The sequence below is a fragment of the Amycolatopsis sp. NPDC004169 genome, assembly GCF_040610315.1.
Classification (GTDB): Bacteria; Actinomycetota; Actinomycetes; order Mycobacteriales; family Pseudonocardiaceae; genus Amycolatopsis.
Window position 1 is genome coordinate 301,965 of sequence record NZ_JBEXMD010000004.1, and the last position, 15,660, is coordinate 317,624.

15 protein-coding genes are annotated in these 15,660 nt (G+C 72.5%); 5 read left to right on the forward strand and 10 right to left on the reverse strand.

All coding sequences use genetic code 11. The features are described 5' to 3' along the window. Genes ABZX11_RS07765 through hemB form a run of 3 tightly spaced genes read right to left on the reverse strand, consistent with a single transcriptional unit; the run spans window position 1 to window position 1,963 of the window. Window positions 1-441 (reverse strand): hypothetical protein, encoded by a 441-nt coding sequence (locus tag ABZX11_RS07765; RefSeq protein WP_354910828.1) that lies wholly within the window; start codon window positions 439-441, stop codon window positions 1-3. Next, window positions 438-974 carry a hypothetical protein gene (locus ABZX11_RS07770; protein ID WP_176173422.1) on the reverse strand — a complete coding sequence of 179 codons (537 nt, stop codon included), beginning with the start codon at window positions 972-974 and terminating at the stop codon, window positions 438-440. Before ABZX11_RS07770 ends, ABZX11_RS07765 begins: the two co-directional genes overlap by 4 nt. A 17-nt stretch (window positions 975-991) precedes the next feature. Continuing rightward, on the reverse strand, window positions 992-1,963 hold the full coding sequence (gene hemB / locus ABZX11_RS07775; protein ID WP_176173423.1) for a porphobilinogen synthase: 972 nt from the start codon (window positions 1,961-1,963) through the stop codon (window positions 992-994). Between the two features lie 84 nt (window positions 1,964-2,047). Here hemB and ABZX11_RS07780 point away from each other — a divergent pair, with 84 nt between their 5' ends. Together ABZX11_RS07780 and ABZX11_RS07785 are read left to right on the forward strand one after the other, a co-directional pair. Beyond that, the gene (locus ABZX11_RS07780) at window positions 2,048-2,836 is read left to right on the forward strand and encodes a helix-turn-helix transcriptional regulator (RefSeq protein ID WP_354910831.1); all 789 of its coding nucleotides are present in this window, start codon (window positions 2,048-2,050) and stop codon (window positions 2,834-2,836) included. Continuing rightward, window positions 2,833-3,708 (forward strand): NAD(P)-dependent oxidoreductase, encoded by an 876-nt coding sequence (locus ABZX11_RS07785; RefSeq protein ID WP_354910833.1) that lies wholly within the window; start codon window positions 2,833-2,835, stop codon window positions 3,706-3,708. Before ABZX11_RS07780 ends, ABZX11_RS07785 begins: the two co-directional genes overlap by 4 nt. Before the next feature lie 51 nt (window positions 3,709-3,759). Here the strand turns inward: ABZX11_RS07785 and ABZX11_RS07790 are convergent, their stop codons facing one another. The 7 genes from ABZX11_RS07790 to ABZX11_RS07820 all read right to left on the reverse strand — a co-directional run bounded on the left by ABZX11_RS07790 (window position 3,760) and on the right by ABZX11_RS07820 (window position 12,284). Beyond that, entirely contained in the window at window positions 3,760-5,292 is a 1,533-nt protein-coding gene (locus tag ABZX11_RS07790; protein ID WP_354910836.1) for a bifunctional uroporphyrinogen-III C-methyltransferase/uroporphyrinogen-III synthase, read from the reverse strand. 84 nt (window positions 5,293-5,376) lie between these two features. After that, window positions 5,377-6,306 (reverse strand): hydroxymethylbilane synthase, encoded by a 930-nt coding sequence (gene hemC / locus ABZX11_RS07795; RefSeq protein WP_176173427.1) that lies wholly within the window; start codon window positions 6,304-6,306, stop codon window positions 5,377-5,379. Between the two features lie 20 nt (window positions 6,307-6,326). Beyond that, complete coding sequence (locus ABZX11_RS07800) at window positions 6,327-7,634, reverse strand: glutamyl-tRNA reductase (protein ID WP_176173428.1); 1,308 nt, start codon at window positions 7,632-7,634, stop codon at window positions 6,327-6,329. Next, window positions 7,631-8,545 carry a redox-sensing transcriptional repressor Rex gene (locus ABZX11_RS07805; RefSeq protein WP_176173429.1) on the reverse strand — a complete coding sequence of 305 codons (915 nt, stop codon included), beginning with the start codon at window positions 8,543-8,545 and terminating at the stop codon, window positions 7,631-7,633. Before ABZX11_RS07805 ends, ABZX11_RS07800 begins: the two co-directional genes overlap by 4 nt. A gap of 362 nt (window positions 8,546-8,907) precedes the next feature. Beyond that, complete coding sequence (locus ABZX11_RS07810) at window positions 8,908-10,464, reverse strand: molybdopterin-dependent oxidoreductase (RefSeq protein ID WP_176173430.1); 1,557 nt, start codon at window positions 10,462-10,464, stop codon at window positions 8,908-8,910. A gap of 58 nt (window positions 10,465-10,522) precedes the next feature. After that, window positions 10,523-10,762 (reverse strand): glutaredoxin family protein, encoded by a 240-nt coding sequence (locus ABZX11_RS07815; protein WP_103351881.1) that lies wholly within the window; start codon window positions 10,760-10,762, stop codon window positions 10,523-10,525. Between the two features lie 10 nt (window positions 10,763-10,772). Further along, a complete protein-coding gene (locus ABZX11_RS07820) occupies window positions 10,773-12,284 on the reverse strand; it encodes an AMP-binding protein (RefSeq protein ID WP_176173431.1) in 1,512 nt (503 codons plus the stop codon). Window positions 12,285-12,598: 314 nt separating this feature from the next. On the opposite strand from ABZX11_RS07820, the gene ABZX11_RS07825 reads away from it, so the two are divergent. The 3 genes from ABZX11_RS07825 (at window position 12,599) to ABZX11_RS07835 (ending at window position 15,443) form a co-directional block, all read left to right on the forward strand. After that, window positions 12,599-13,291 carry a sigma-70 family RNA polymerase sigma factor gene (locus tag ABZX11_RS07825; protein ID WP_354910842.1) on the forward strand — a complete coding sequence of 231 codons (693 nt, stop codon included), beginning with the start codon at window positions 12,599-12,601 and terminating at the stop codon, window positions 13,289-13,291. Between the two features lie 113 nt (window positions 13,292-13,404). Further along, window positions 13,405-14,475: a DUF5667 domain-containing protein gene (locus ABZX11_RS07830; protein WP_354910844.1), complete on the forward strand. Its 1,071-nt coding sequence runs from the start codon at window positions 13,405-13,407 to the stop codon at window positions 14,473-14,475. Between the two features lie 74 nt (window positions 14,476-14,549). Beyond that, entirely contained in the window at window positions 14,550-15,443 is an 894-nt protein-coding gene (locus ABZX11_RS07835) for an HAD-IB family hydrolase (RefSeq protein WP_354910846.1), read from the forward strand. The last annotated feature ends 217 nt before the right edge of the window (window positions 15,444-15,660 follow it).

The window sequence follows — 15,660 nt, forward strand, 5'->3', positions numbered from 1 at the left end:
TCATGCTTCCCGCGGCGTCGCCCGGACGAGCCGGTCCAGCGCGTCCCGCAGCGCTTCGACGTCCTTCGCCCAGGCCAGCACCACCGAGCCGTCGGCCAGTTCCACCGGCAGGGAGTCGTACTTCCGCGGCACCGACCAGCCGCCGCCGAGGACACGGGCGCCCACCGGTGCCCCGACGTCCGTCACCGACGCGATCTCCGCCGCGGGGACCTTCTCCCGGCCTTGGCGCAGCTGCTCGGAAGTCACTTCCACCGAGAGGAACCGGCGGCGCGCGTACACCCACGGCATCGTGATCACGCACAGGCCGAAGGCGACCAGCAGCCAGCCCACCACGTGCACCGGGCCGCCCGTCACCAGCTCGGCCAGCGCGCCGACCAGAGCGAACGCCGGGCCCCAGGCGATGGCCGCCCAGCTCACGCCCGACTCGGCGTACAGCCTCACAGCTTCTTGCCGACCTTGGGGAAGTAGCCGCTCACCGAAGGCAGGTACAGCAGCACCAGCGCGATCACGAACAGCAGCACCGCGACCAGCGTCAGGTACGTCAGCACCGGCGCGAACGTGAAGATCAGCAGCACCATCACGATCGGCAGCACGGTCAGCACCGTCCGGGCCGAGCGGGTGCCTTCGCGGGCCTTGTACGCGAACAGCAGGAACAGCAGCGTGAACACGATCGACCCGACCAGCAGGAACCACAGCATCGCCGTGACGCCGTCCGCGATCATCTGCGGGGTGATCTTCGGGTCCTTGGTGCCCTCGACGTACCGGTCGATGACCGCCGACTTGCCGGCCATCAGCTGGACGTACCCGAGGATCAGCACGACCCCGCCGGCCAGCCACAGCCAGAACGACACGGCCACCGGGCGCGGCGGGGCCGCCTTGGGCGCCTTCTCGCCGGGGAGCACCGGGTCGGGCGACCGGCCCTGCTTGCGCCGTTCGTCGTCGGTGAGACCCGTGAGGTCTTCTTCATTTGCCACGCGAGGACTCTAGCCGGTCAATCCAGCCAGGCAGCGGCTTCCGCGGCCCAGTAGGTGAGGATCATGTCGGCGCCCGCACGGCGGATCGACGTCAGCACCTCGAGGATCGTCCGCTCGCGGTCCAGCCAGCCGTTCGCCGCGGCCGCCTCGACCATCGCGTACTCGCCCGAGATGTTGTACGCCGCCACCGGGACCGGGGAGATGTCCGCCGCCGCCTTGATGACGTCCAGGTAGGCCAGCGCGGGCTTGACCATGATCATGTCCGCGCCTTCGGCGAGATCCAGCTCGATCTCGCGCAGCGCCTCGCGGCCGTTGCCCGGGTCCTGCTGGTAGGTCTTGCGGTCACCCTTGAGCTGCGAGTCGACGGCTTCGCGGAACGGGCCGTAGAACGCGCTGGCGTACTTCGCGGAGTAGGCGAGGATCGCCGCTTCCTTGTGGCCGACCTCGTCGAGCGCCCGGCGGATGACGCCGATCTGGCCGTCCATCATCCCGGACGGCCCGAGCACGTGCGCCCCGGCTTCGACCTGTGCGATCGCCATCTGCGCGTAGATCCGCAGGGTGGCGTCGTTGTCGACCGCGCCGTCGGCGTCCAGGACGCCGCAGTGGCCGTGGTCGGTGAACTCGTCGAGGCAGGTGTCGGCCATCAGCACGGTGGCGTCACCGAGCTCGTGCCGCAGGTCACGGAGGGCGACGTTGAGGATGCCCTTCTCGTCGACGGCTCCGGAGCCTTCGGCGTCACGCTTGGCCGGGATGCCGAACAGCATGAGCCCGCCGACCCCGGCGTTGACCGCGTCGACGGCGGCCTTCCGCAGCGTGTCGCGGGTGTGCTGGACGACGCCGGGCATGCTCGAGATCGGCCGCGGCGCGTCGATCCCCTCGGCGACGAACATCGGCAGGATCAGCTGGCGTGGCCGCAGCGTCGTTTCGCCCACCAGCCTGCGCATGGCCGGGGTGGTGCGAAGCCTGCGGGGACGATGCTCGGGGAACACCCCTACCAAGTTACTCCGGTTCGTTTTGCCGGAGTTCCGCAAGGGTGCTTGACCCCGGACGGCCCGGAGTATTCGGTACGACGGGTGTACGTCGAACGCCTGCCCGTGCCCGCACTGGCCGGCGACCTGCGGACACTCTGGATCCAGCGCGTCGGCGACGAGCCGTACGTCCAGCGGCACCTGCCCACCGGCGGCGTCGAGCTCCACTTCCCGATCGGCGGGCGGCCACGGCTGCTCGGCCCGCTGACCAGGGCCCGGCTCGAAGTCCTCCCGGCGCACCTGACCCTGGTCGGGCTGCGCTTCCACCCGGGCGCCGCACCGCCCCTCCCGATGCCGCTGGACGAGCTGGTCGACCAGCACGTCGACCTGGCCGCCGACCGGTTGGCCGAAGCCGTGGCCACGGCAGGCTCCCCGGAGCGTGCCCTCGAAACCATCCAAGCCCTGCTGCCGGTCAGAGCGGTGGACCCGCTGGTCACCGAGGCCGTCCGGCTGCTGATGCCGTGGCACCCGGTCGGCATCGACAGCCTCGCCGGGCACCTCGCGCTGTCGCCCAGCCAGCTGCGCCGCCGCTGCCTGCAGGCGGTCGGCGTCTCGCCGAAGGCCCTCCAGCGGACGCTGCGGTTCCAGGGCTTCCTCGCGCTCGCCCAGGCCGGCGCGGGCAGCATCGCCGGGCTCGCCGCCGACGCCGGTTACGCCGACCAGGCCCACCTGAGCCGCGAGTGCCTCCGCCTGACCGGGCTCACCCCGCGCGCCCTGCTCGGCGGGAGCGTCGAGGCGTGCGCTTGCGGCCACGACCATTCGGCGTCCTACCTGCCGTTCCTGCGCGATTCGTTCAAGAACCGCCGGAACGGCGTTCCTAGCCTGGCGCGATGATCCTCGTCACCGGCGGGCTCGGCATGATCGGCGCCCACACCGCCCGCGCGCTCCTCGACCTCGGCCACGACGTCGTCGTGACGGCCCACCGGCGCACCGAAGTCCCGGCGTTCCTGGCCGGCCGGGTCGCGGTCGAACAGCTCGACGTCACCGACCGCGACAGGTTCCTGGCGCTCGGCTCGCGCCACGAGATCAGCGACATCGTGCACCTCGCGGGCAGCATCCCGGGCGACGACCCGGTCGAGTTCTTCCGGACGGACACGGCGGGCCTGCTCAACGCGCTCGACGCGGCCCGCGCGTGGGGTGTCCGGCGGTTCGCCGTCGCGAGCAGCCTCGGCGTGTACGCCGGCCGGCCGGAGATCCCGTGGACCGAGGACCTCCCGCTGCCGGGGGTTGCGCTGCCGCACCTGATCGTCGCCTACAAGAAGGCGGTCGAGCCGCTGACGACGCACAGCCTGGCGGGCAGCGGGGTCCGGCCGGTGGTGCTGCGGATCGGCACGATCTGGGGCCCGCTGGTGGACCCGCAGTCGCCGTTCTGCCCGATTCCCTCGCTGGTCAACGCGGTCTCGCCCCCGGAACTGCACACCGACGACGGCGGCGACGTCTGCTACGCCCCGGACGCGGGCCGCGCGATCGCCTTGCTGACCACGGTTCCCGGGCTGAACCACGACACGTACAACGTGTCGAGCGGCCGCCCGTTCACGTACGGCGAGTTCGCGTCTGCGCTGGGCACGACCCTTCCACCAGGCGGCTCTGGCGGGCCGTACCTGGATATTTCCCGCCTCGGCGAGGACACCGGGTTCGAGCCGGAGTTCGACGTACCCGCCTCGGTGGCCGACTACCTGAAGTGGCGCGAGACCAACCCCCGCTGAAACGAGTGAAGGCCGCCCCGGCGAACCGGGGCGGCCTTCGTCGTCAGAACCTCAGGAGCGGCGGGCCCGCTTCGCCTTCCGCGGCGGCGGCAGCGCACCCTCCGCACGCAGCCGGGCGGCGTGCTCGGCCAGCGCGTCCACCAGGTGCGGCACGTCCGCCTTCTCCGGCTGGACGTCCACCCGGAGCCCGAACTCGACCGCGGTCTCCGCGGTCTTCGGGCCGATGCACGCGACCAGCGTGCGGGTGTGCGGCTTGCCGGCGATGCCGACCAGGTTCCGCACGGTCGAGGACGAGGTGAAGCAGACCGCGTCGAAGCCGCCGGTCTTGATCATCTCGCGGGTCTCGGCGGGCGGCGGGGCCGCCCGGACCGTCCGGTAGGCCGTCACGTCGTCGATCTCCCAGCCGCGCTCGCGCAGGCCGGCCGACAGCGTCTCGGTGGCGATGTCCGCCCGCGGCAGCAGGACGCGGTCGACCGGGTCGAGCACGTCGTCGTACGGCGGGAACTCGGCCAGGAGCCCTTCCGAGGACTGCTCGCCCGACGGGACCAGCTCCGGGATGATGCCGAACGAACGCACCTTCGCCGCCGTCGACTCGCCCACGCAGGCGATCTTCACGCCGGAGAACGCCCGGGCGTCGAGCCCGAACTCCTCGAACTTCTCCCACACCGCGCGGACCGCGTTGGTGGAGGTGAAGACGATCCACTGGTAGCGGCCGTCGACCAGGCCCTTGACCGAACGCTCCATCTGCGCCGGGCTGCGGGGCGGCTCGACCGAAATCGTCGGCACCTCGTGCGACGTCGCGCCGTGGCCGCGCAGGCGCTCGGCCATCTCGCCCGCCTGCTCCTTGGTGCGCGGCACCAGGACCTTCCAGCCGTACAGCGCGCGCGACTCCCACCACGACAGCTTCGAGCGCTGCCCGGCGGCCTGGCCGATCGTGACGATCAGCGGCCCGACGAGCTCGCCCGCGTCGTTGGCCAGCTTCTCGAGCGTGGTGTCGAGGGTGCGCTGGGTGTTGATGGTGCCGTTCGCGGTGACCGCGACCGGGGTCGACGCCGGGACGCCGTGGCCGGTCAGCGCCGAGGCGGCCTCGGCCAGGTGGGCCGACGTCGCGTGCAGCACCAGCGGGCCGGGCGCGGCGGCAAGGCCCGCCCAGTCGACGTCGCCACGGACGTCGACCTCGGTGTGCGTGCCGCCCAGCGCGACGCCCGCGTACGCCGGGACGGCCGCGGCCGGGGAAACGCCCGGGATGACGTCGAACACGGCGCTCGTGCGCGCGACCGCCTGGACCTCGGCCACCACGGCCGGGGTGGTCAGCGGGTCGCCCGCGACCAGCCGCAGCACCAGCCGGCCGGCCTTGGCCTCGTTGGTCAGGTCCTTGGCGACCTCGGCGGCCTCGCCGACGGCGGGCCGGACTTCGGCGCCCTCGGCGGCCATCGCCAGCACGGCCTGCGGCACGTCGGGGTCGGTCACCACGACCTCGGCCTTGGTCAGCAGCTCCTGGGCACGGACCGTGAGCAGGCCGGCGTCGCCGGGGCCGGAGCCCACGAACGCTACGCGCCCGGTGGTCTTTCGCGCGGGGGTCATCTGTGCGTTTCTCCTCTTGCGGCGACCGTGCACGATCGCGCGGCCGCAGATCTCCTACGTCTTCGAAAAGCGCTCGCGAGAGCGCTATTGAGCAGGGCCGGAGAGGACTCCGGCTCCCAGGTCCAGCAGCTCGGCGGCCAGGTCCTTGCCCAGCTGGGCGGCCTGGTCCTTGTCGGCCAGCGCGGAGGCCCGGACCATGTCCACCGCGCCGTTCTCGCCTTCCGCGGCGGCGGTGCCGCGCAGCGAGACCCGTTCCACGACCTTGCCGTCGGCGTCGAGATCTTCGACGATCTCGGCGAGCGCGCCCACCGGCGCGCTGCACCCCGCCTCCAGCGCGGCCAGCAGGGAACGCTCGGCCGTCACCGCGACCCGCGTGCCCTCGTCGTCCAAAGTGGACCGGAGCAGCTGCTCGAGGTCCACGTCTCCCGCCCGGCACTCCACCGCCAGCGCGCCCTGGGCGGGCGCGGGCAGCATCTGGATCGGGTCGAGGGTCTCGGTGATCACCTCGACCAGTCCGACCCTGGCCAGTCCGGCACGCGCCAGCACCACGGCATCGAGCTCGCCGTCGGTCACCTTCCGCATGCGGGTGTCGATATTGCCGCGGATCGGCACGATTTCCAAACCGAGACCCAGCGCGTGCAGCTGCGCGGTGCGCCGCGCCGCGCCGGTACCCACCTTCGAACCCGGCGGCAGCTCGCCGAGGGTGAGCCCGTCACGCGCGATCAGCGCGTCCCGCGGGTCCTCGCGCGGCGGCACGGCGGCCAGCGTGATGCCCGGCTCCGGCGCCGTCGGCAGGTCCTTGTACGAGTGGACGATGACGTCGACTTCGTTGCGCAGCAAGGCTTCCCGCAACGCGGACGTGAACACGCCGACGCCGATCGTCGAGATCGGGGCCAGCGACTTGTCGCCGGGCGTGGTCACCTTGACGATCTCGACCTCGACGCCGGTGGCGCGCAGGGCGTCGGCGACGGTCCCGGTCTGGGTGAGCGCGAGCTTCGACCCACGCGTACCCATACGAATGACTCTGGTCACTGCTACTTCTTCTCTGAGGGGGGCTTCGGGCTCGCCACCGCGGCGGGTGCCTGCGGGTCGAGGCAGAACAGTTCGCGCAACGCGTTGGCGTAGTCGGTTTCGGCCGTCTCGGCGGCCAGCTGCTTGACCCGCACCGTGGGCGCGTGCAGCAGCTTGTCGACCACCCGGCGGACCGTGCGGCCGACCTCTTCGCGCACCGCGCTGTCCAGCTCCGGCAGCCGGTTGTCCAGCCGCAGCAGCTCGGCGTCGACCACCTCGGCCGCGCGGCGGCGCAGCGCGGTCACCGTCGGCGTCACCTCGGCGCTGCGCTGCCCGGCGAGGTAGTCGCGCACCTCGTCGAGGACGATCCCGGTCGCCTTGGCCGTCTGGCGCTCGGTGGTCGGGGTGCCGGCTTCGCGCATCCGGCGCTGGATGGTGGCCAGGTCGACCACCCGGACGTCCGCCAGCTCGCCGACCTCCGGGTCGACGTCTCGCGGCAGGCCCAGGTCGCAGACGACGAGGGCCCGGCCGGCGCGCGGCAGCACGTGCTCGGGACCGAAGACGGCGTCCTGCGCGCCGGTGCAGCAGATCACGATGTCGGCGTCGCGCACCGCGTCGGCGACCGCGGACAGCGGGACCGCGCGGGCCGGCACGCCCTGCTCGGTGACGTTCGCGGCGAGCCGGCGGGCACGGGCGTCGGTGCGGTTGGCCACGGTGATCTCGCCGATCCCGGCCTTGCGCAGCTGGGACGCGCTCAGCGCACCCATCGAGCCCGCCCCGACGATGACGGCGTGCTTGCCGGTGACGTCCCCGGCCGCGGCGAGGGCTTCGGACACGACGGACGCGCCGAGCTGGTCGAGCCCGGTCTCGGTGTGCACGCGCTTGCCGACGCGCAGCGTGGTCTGGATCAGCTCGTGCAGCGTGCGGCCGACGGTGCCGGCTTCGCGGGCGGTGGCGTAGGCGGACCGGATCTGGCCGAGGATCTGCGTCTCCCCGACGACCATCGAGTCCAGGCCCGAGGTGACCGAGAAGAGGTGCTCGACGGCGGCACCGGCGTAGTGGACGTACAGGCTGTCGTAGAGCTCGGCGGGCGCCATGCCGGCCTGGCGGGCGAGGACCTCGGAGACGTCGTTGAGGCCGCCGTGGAACGTCTCGACGACCGCGTAGACCTCGATCCGGTTGCAGGTCGAGACGAGCATGACCTCACTGACGTGCTCGGCCTGCTGCAGCTCGTCGAGCACCTTGCCGATCTCGGGCGCGGGGATCGCGACGCGCTCGAGCGTGCTCAGCTCCGCACTTCGGTGCGAAAGACCGACCGCCAAAACGCTCATGAGCGCACCACCATTTCCCGTCCGCCGTCCGGACCCGAGCCGTTCCGCCTGCCGTTCCCATTCTCGGCCGGGAGAACCCCTGCGGGTAATCCGGAATTGCCCTGATTGCCGGCGGCGTCATCCGCGCGGCGGGCCACATGGAACGAGAGTATCTGCAGCTCGACGGCCAAATCCACTTTGCGGACCTCGATGTGAGCAGGAACCTGCAACACGACCGGAGCGAAGTTGAGGATGCACTGGACACCGCCCGCGACCAGCCGGTCACACACCGACTGCGCGGCGGTCGGCGGAGTGGCGATGACGCCGATGGAGATGCCGCGCTCGGCGCAGATCCGCGGGATGTCGTCCATGTGCGAGACCGGGAGACCACCGACCGGCACGCCGATCAGGTCCGGGTCCAGGTCGAACAGGGCCTCGACCGGGAAGCCGCGCCCCGGGAAGCCGCCGTAGTTGGCCAGCGCGTGGCCCAGGTTGCCGATCCCGACCACGGCCACCTTGTGCTGGCGGGTCAGGCCGAGGATGCGCTCGATCTGGCTGACCAGGACGCCGACCTCGTAGCCGACCCCGCGGGTGCCGTAGGAGCCCAGGTAGGAGAGGTCCTTGCGCAGTTTGGCGGAATTGACGCCCGCTGCCTGCGACAGCTCTTCACTGGAAACCGTCGTTGCGCCCTGCTCGGACATTCCGGACAACACGCGCAGATAGACGGCCAAGCGGGCGACGGCGGCCTCGGGGATGGACTTCGCCCGGACGGCCTCGGGGGCGTCCCCGTTGCCGTTCGGCTCGCCGGCGGGCACCGCGGGCATTTCGGCGGTGGGGGCGTTGTCGGCGTCGGGGCCGGCCGGACGGCGGGGCCGCCGGGGCGCCCGGCCCGGGGAGTCCGCCGCGTCGCGCCTCCCCCGCTGTGTCACCACGCCGTAGTTCTCCTGCCCGCTGTTGCACGTCTGGCGGCCGTCGCCATTCGGAACTGTGTCTTGACCCAGGCCCCGGCGTCCGGTTCGATACCGGCCCGGCCCGGGCGACGTTCCTACGGTAGACCACTTGTGAACGCACGCACAAAGTCACTGGTCGGAGGCGGTTCCGGGCCGGTTCCGGCGACGCACGGATCACGACACCGCGTCAGAATCCTTGTCCGGCAGGCACTTCCGCGCCGGACACGCGCGCGCGGTGATCGAAAGCCGTCCGGCGCGGCGGCCCGCGGGACGCGGCGAGCGGGCCACCGGGCACGGTGAACGGCTCAGCCGGACCGATCGCGGCGACCGGATCCCGCGGGCCGTCAGCGGGCGTCGAGGGTGACCGAGTGCCACCCGGTGGCGCCGTCCGGAACCGGGTCCGCGCGGTTTTCCGTCTGCGTGTAGCCGCCGGAGTCGGTGGCCCGGACCGACGCCTGGTGCGTGCCCTTCGGCACGTCCAGCTCGATCCACCACATCCGCCAGGTGTCCTTGCTCACCTCGGCGGCCAGGGTCGCCTGCTGCCACGGGCCCTGGTCCAGCCGGACCTCGACCTTCGCGATCCCGGTGTGCTGCGCCCACGCGGTGCCGGCCAGGCGGACCTTGCCCGCCGTGACGCCGGCGAACCCGCTCGGCGTGTCGATCCGCGACTCCGTCTTGATCGGCGCCTGCTCGGCCCACCCGCGGCTGAGCCAGTACGCCTGCCGGGCGTCCCACTTGGTGAATTCGAGCGATTTCACCCACTTCGTCGCCGAGACGTACCCGTACAGGCCGGGGATGACGATCCGGGCCGGGAAGCCGTGCTCGACCGGCAGCGGCTCGCCGTTCATCCCGATCGCCAGCATCGCGCCGCGGGCCGGGTCGAGGGCGACGTTCGCCGGGGTGCCGCAGGTCCAGCCGTCGACGCTGGTGGCGAACATCTGCTCCGCGCCCGCCTGGACCCCGGCCTCGTCCAGCAGGTCCACCAGGTCGACGCCGATCCAGGACGCGTTCGAGATCAGCGGGCCGCCGACCTCGTTGGACACGCACGTCAGCGTCACCCGGCGCTCGACCAGCGGCCGGTTGCGGATGTCGGCGTAGGAGAACGTCACCTCGCGGTCGACCATGCCGTGGATCTTCAGGCTCCAGTCCTCGGCGCGGATCTGGGGCACGACCAGCGCGGTGTCGATGCGGTAGAAGTCGGCGTTCGGGGTGATGAACGGCGGGGAGCCGAGCTTCGCGAAGTCGGCGTCCGCGGGCAGCGGCGGGGCGGTGCGCGCCGGGACCAGCGGCCCGACGGCGGTGCGCGAGCCCTCGGCGTCCGAGCTGGTCCCGGAGACCTGGCCGACGACGGCCGCGAGCCCCGACCCGGCGGCGACCCCCACTCCGGCCCGCAGGAACTTGCGCCGGTCGAAGCCGCGCTCGTCGGCGGCGTCCACCGGCAGCGCGAGCCGGTGCAGGAGCGTGAACACGGCCAAGCCCGCGACCAGGGCGGCGACCGGCGCGAGCAGCGAAACCTGCCCGAGGTCGCTGCGCGCGTACACGGCCGCGACCCCGGCGGCACCGAGGACGAAGACGAGCACCTGCCCGGCCCGCGGCGTCCGGCGCGAGAGCTGCCCGGCGAGCAGCGCGAGCAGCACCAGCACCACGCCGAGCCCGATCTTGAGCACCGGTTTGTCCCAGGTGCCCAGGGTCCGCTCGGCCCACTTCACGATCGCCGTCGGGCTGTGGTCGATGACGTAGTTCGCCACCGCGATGAACGGCGACGCGGTGTACCCGACGAAGCCCGCGACCAGGTGCCCGACGCCGAGGGCGGCGGCCAGCGCGAGCAGGCCGATCAGCGTCGCGACCGGCAGCGAAAGCCGGCGGGGTGCCTCGGGCGGGGCTTCCTGCAGAGTGCTCACGCCTCCATCTTCGCCAGCACTCGCTCCGGAAGGCTGCCCGATCCGGCTTACGGACGTGTTACGGCTGCAGGGCGCGCCGCAACCGGTCCTCTTCGACGCGCCAGTACCCGTGCTCGGCGCCGTCGACGAGGATCACCGGGACGCGGTCGCCGTACTCGGCCCGCCACTCCGGGTCGGTATCGACGTCCTCGGCCTTCCACGCGACGCCGAGCTCCCCGCAGATCCGCGCGACTTCGGCTTCCGCGACCTCGCAGAGGTGGCAGCCGTCCCGGCCCATCACCGTCACTTCGTGCGCCATGGCGTCCTTACTACCGCAACCGCAGGCGGCGCAGCTTCCCGGTGGCCGAGTGCGGCAGCGACTCGGCGAACTCGACCAGGTGCGGCACCTTGTACCCGGCCAGGTGGGCCGCGCAGTGGTCGACGACCTGCTGCTCGGACAGCGCGGCCCCGGCGGCGGGCACGACGACCGCCTTGACCGCCTCGCCGCTGCGCTCGTCCACGACCCCCACCACGGCGGCCTCGGCCACCTCGGGCAGCTCGCCGATCACCGCCTCGACCTCGCGCGGGAAGACGTTGAAGCCGTTGACGATGATCAGGTCGTTGGCCCGGTCGACCAGGTGCAGGTCGCCGTCGGTGTCGAGGTAGCCGACGTCACCGGTGCGGAACCAGCCCTCGTCGTCGGGTCCGTGGTCGCCGTCGGGCCAGTAGCCGGAGAAGAGGTTGGCGCCGCGGATCGACACCAGCCCGGTCTCGCCGTCGGCTTCGAAGACGTCGTCGACGTCGTCGGGGTCAAGCGGCACGGCCTGGTCGGTTCCGTCGCTGTCCACCAGCCGCAGCTCGACGCCGGGCAGCGGCCGGCCCACCGAGCCCGGCTTGGGGTAGCCGGTGACCAGCGTCGACGTCACCACCGGGGCGCATTCGGTGAGGCCGTAGCCCTCGTAGACGTCGAGGCCGGTGGCCTCCCGGATGGCGGTCAGCACCTTCGGGTGCAGCGGCGCGGCGCCCGAGGTCATCCGCCGCACGGTGGCCAGACCGCGGCGGAGCTCGTCTTCGCCGAGGGCGGCGAACTCGCCGTACATCGTCGGGACACCGGTGATCGAGGTGACGCGGTGTTCCGCGCAGTCGTCCAGCGTGCGCTGGGCCTCGAAGCGCTCCGAGAGGACGGCGGTCGCGCCGACGGCGGTGGCCTGCAGGAGGCCGGGCCCGAGGCCGTAGACGTGGAAGAGCGGGATGGTGATCAGCACCCGGTCGTCGTGTTCCAGGACGCCCTCGACCCCGCTGATCTGCTCGAGGTTCGCCAGCAGCGCGCGGTGCGACAGCATCACCCCGCGCGGGGGCCCGGTTGTGCCGGAGGTGTACGAGATGACCGCGATGTCTTCGCCGGATCGGACGGTGTCGGGGATTTCCCCCTCACCCTCCGGGTCGCCGCCGGGTGTGAGCCCGCTCACGCCGTCAGGGAGATCCCCCTCGGCGTCGCGCTGGACGACGACCTTCGCGCCGCTGTGCTCCAGCAGCTTCTCCAGCTCGGGCCCGGGCACCTGCGGCGACAGCGGCACGACCACCGCGCCCGCCCGCAGCGCGCCGAAGAAGGCGACCACGAAGTCCACCGAGGTCGGCAGCCGCAGCCCCACCCGGTCGCCGGGCCGGACGCCGGCCGCCGCCAGCCGGTGGGCCTGGGCCTGGGCGGCCGCCTCGACCTCGCGGTAGGTCAGGCCGCGCCCGGTGCCGGTTTCGACCACGGCCGGGTGCTCCGGCCACGTCGCCGCGGCCCGCGTGAGCAGCCCGCCGACCCCCGGCTGCGTCCCTCCTGGAGCACTCACCCGCGACCTGCCTCTCCTCGCCCGGCGGGAACCGTTGCAAGTCTGTCATCTGAAGCGACGTCATGGGTGCTGACCGCGAGCGTTCCGTCTGAGCAACCCCGGAACCACTACCTACTTAGCGGTAACAACACGTATGCTGCACTGCGTCGGGCCGGTGGTGTTGATCACCGCCGCGACCGGAGAGAGGGAGTCGCCGTGAGGAACTTGCCTGCCCACGAGGTCGTGGGGCACGCGAGCCGGCCGGCCCCTGCTCGCCGCAGCTCCGGGGGTTCCGTGGCCCGCTGGGTCGAAGCCACCGCCGGAGGTGCCGCCCGATGACCGTGCCGACCGCCGCGAGCCGTGGGCCCGTCTTCATGTTCGCCGAACGCGTCTTCGGACGGGCGTCCGCCGTGCCGGTGAGCAGGCAGGCGGCCGACGACGAGCGCGCCGAGGCGGCGAAGGCCGAAGCCTGGGAGCTGGTGCGGGCCGCGCAGGACGGCGACTCGTCCGCCTTCGGCCGGCTCTACGACCGCTACGTCGACGTCGTCTACCGGTACGTGCTGTTCCGCCTCGGCGACCGCGACCTCGCCGAGGACGTCACCAGCGAGACCTTCCTGCGCGCGCTGCGCCGCATCACGTCGGTCAGCTACCAGGGACGTGACGTCGGCGCCTGGTTCGTCACCATCGCCCGCAACCTGGTGCTCGACCACGTGAAGTCGAGCCGGTTCAAGCTCGAGGTGGTCACCGACGAGGTGACCGAGCCGGGTGCGGCGCCGTTCGTCGTCGGCGCGACCGCCCAGGCCGGCCCCGAGCAGGAGGCGATCAGCCGCGCCACCCGGGCCGAGCTGCTGCGCTGCGTCGCCGAGCTGGGCGAAGACCAGCGGGAATGCATCGTCCTGCGGTTCCTGCAGGGCCTGTCGGTGGCCGAGACGGCGGAGATCATGAACCGCAACGAGGGCGCGATCAAGGCGCTCCAGCACCGCGCGGTACGCCGGTTGGCACAACTTCTGCCGACGGGATTGCGCTGAACCCGCGAACTTTTCCGCTCATCGACCGAAACCGGTAACCCTCGCGGCTCCTGGATCGTTACCCCACGCAGACCGGTGTCGGACCGGCCGTGGCCCGGATGGAGAGCAGCGCCGTGAGGTTTGCGCGTGAGCGAGCCGAGAGCGAGCGGTTCGCGCGTGCCCTGGAACCGTCGCCGGTACGCCGCGACGGCGAGTTCGCCGACGAGCTCGCGCTGGTCGGCGCCCTGCGCGAGCTCGGCGCGGCCGGTGCCCCCGACCTGGAGACGCGGCAGCGGATCCGCGCGGAGATCGCGGGCCGCCTGGAGACGGCGGCGGCCGCCACGCCACGTCGGAGGTGGCGGCCGCGGACCGCCGACCTGGTGGCCGCCGCGCTCTTCCTCTTCCTGGTGCTGTCCGGGCTGACGCTGGTGCTCTCGCGCAGCGCGTTGCCCGGTGACCCGCTCTACAGCGTCAAGCGGGCCGGCGAGTCGACCGCGCTCGGCCTGACGTTCGGCGAGCAGGAGAAGGGGCGCAAGCACCTCGAGTTCGCCACCAACCGGATCACCGAGCTCGGCGAGCTGGCCGCGGAAAACGCGAGCGAGGCCGACTACCGGACCGCCTACGAGGACTTCGCCGCCGACCTGCGGGCCGGCGTCGCCCAGCTGTCCACCGCGGCGACCAGCGACGGCGGCGGCTCGCAGGCGCTGTCCGACGTCCGGCTGTGGGCCCGCAACCAGGTGACCCGGCTGACCACGCTGCCGCTCCCGGCGGACGCGGCGCCGGTGTTCGGCGAAGTACGGAGCCTGCTGGGCAAGGTCCAGGAGCGCGCGAGCGGCCTGGTGGCGCGGATGAGCTGCTACACGATCACCAACGGCACCGCGGACGAGCTGGGCCCGCTCCCGGCGACCGGCGAGTGCACGCAGCGGCCCGCCCCGGCCGCCGGCGGCCAGCCGACGTCGGCGTCGGTCGCGCCCTCGTCGGCGGACAGCACGACACCGACACCGACGGGCACGCAGCTGCCGCCGTCGGAGGCCGCGTCGACCCCGGGCATCCCGGCGCCGACCGGCGGGGTGACGCCGCCACCGGTGTTCGGCCAGCCGACGACGACCACCCGGCCGCCGGCCCCGGCCACGACGACGTCCCAGCCGCCGCTCATCTCGCTGCCGCCGCTGCTGCCAGGCCTGCCGCCGATCGTCATCGGCTGAGGTCCGGCCCACACCTGCGACGACACGGTGGGCGGCTCGCTACGCTGTGCGAAGGAGACGTGGAGGCGGTGTACGTGTCAGCTTGGCGTGGCAAGGACAAGAGTCAGGAGCTCGAACGGCTCGCCGCGCTCGCGGGCGAAGCGTCGGCAGAGGCCGCGGCCGCCCACGCGCTTTCCGAACCCCCGGCCCCGCCCGCACCGCCGGACCTCACCGCGGCGGCGTTCTTCGACGTCGACAACACGATGATGATGGGCGCGTCGATCTTCTACTTCGCCCGCGGCCTGGCCGCCCGCAAGTTCTTCACCTCGGCCGACCTGGCCGGGTTCGTGTGGGGCCAGATCAAGTTCCGGCTCGGCGGCCGCGAGAACAAAGAGGACATCAAGACCCACCGCGAGCGCGCACTGTCCTTTGTGGCCGGCCGCACGGTGGCCGAGCTGACGTCGATCAGCGAAGAGATCTACGACGAGCTGATGGCGGACAAGATCTGGTCCGGCACCAGGGCACTGGCCCAGATGCACCTGGACGCGGGCCAGCGGGTGTGGCTGGTGACGGCCACCCCGATCGAACTGGCGGCGATCATCTCCCGCCGCCTCGGGCTCACGGGCGCGCTGGGCACGGTGGCGGAGACCCGCGACGGCGTCTACACGGGCCGCTTGGTGGGTGACCTGCTGCACGGCCGCGCGAAGGCGCACGCGGTCCGGGCGCTGGCCTCGCGCGAGGGGCTGAACCTGAAGCGCTGCACGGCGTACTCGGACTCGGCCAACGACATCCCGATGCTGTCGGCGGTGGGAACCGCGGTAGCGGTCAACCCGGACGGCGGGCTGCGGGACGTGGCCCGGGCGCGCGGCTGGGAGATCCGGGACTTCCGGACGGGCCGGAAGGCCGCGAAGATCGGCGTGCCTTCGGTGCTGGGAGCCGGAGCACTGGCGGGCGCGGTGGCGGCCGGGATGGCTTACCGGCGCCGCTGAGCCGCGCACTTCATGTCGTCCACCTGAGTACGCGAACCGACCACCCAGGTACGCGAACCGACCACTCGGGTACGCAAGCCGACCGCCCGGGTACGCGAGTCGACCGCCCAGGTACGCAACCCGACCGCCCGGGTACGCGAGTCGACCGCCCAGGTACGCAACCCGACCGCCCGGGTACGCGAGTCGACCGCCCAGGTACGCAACCCGACCGCCCGGG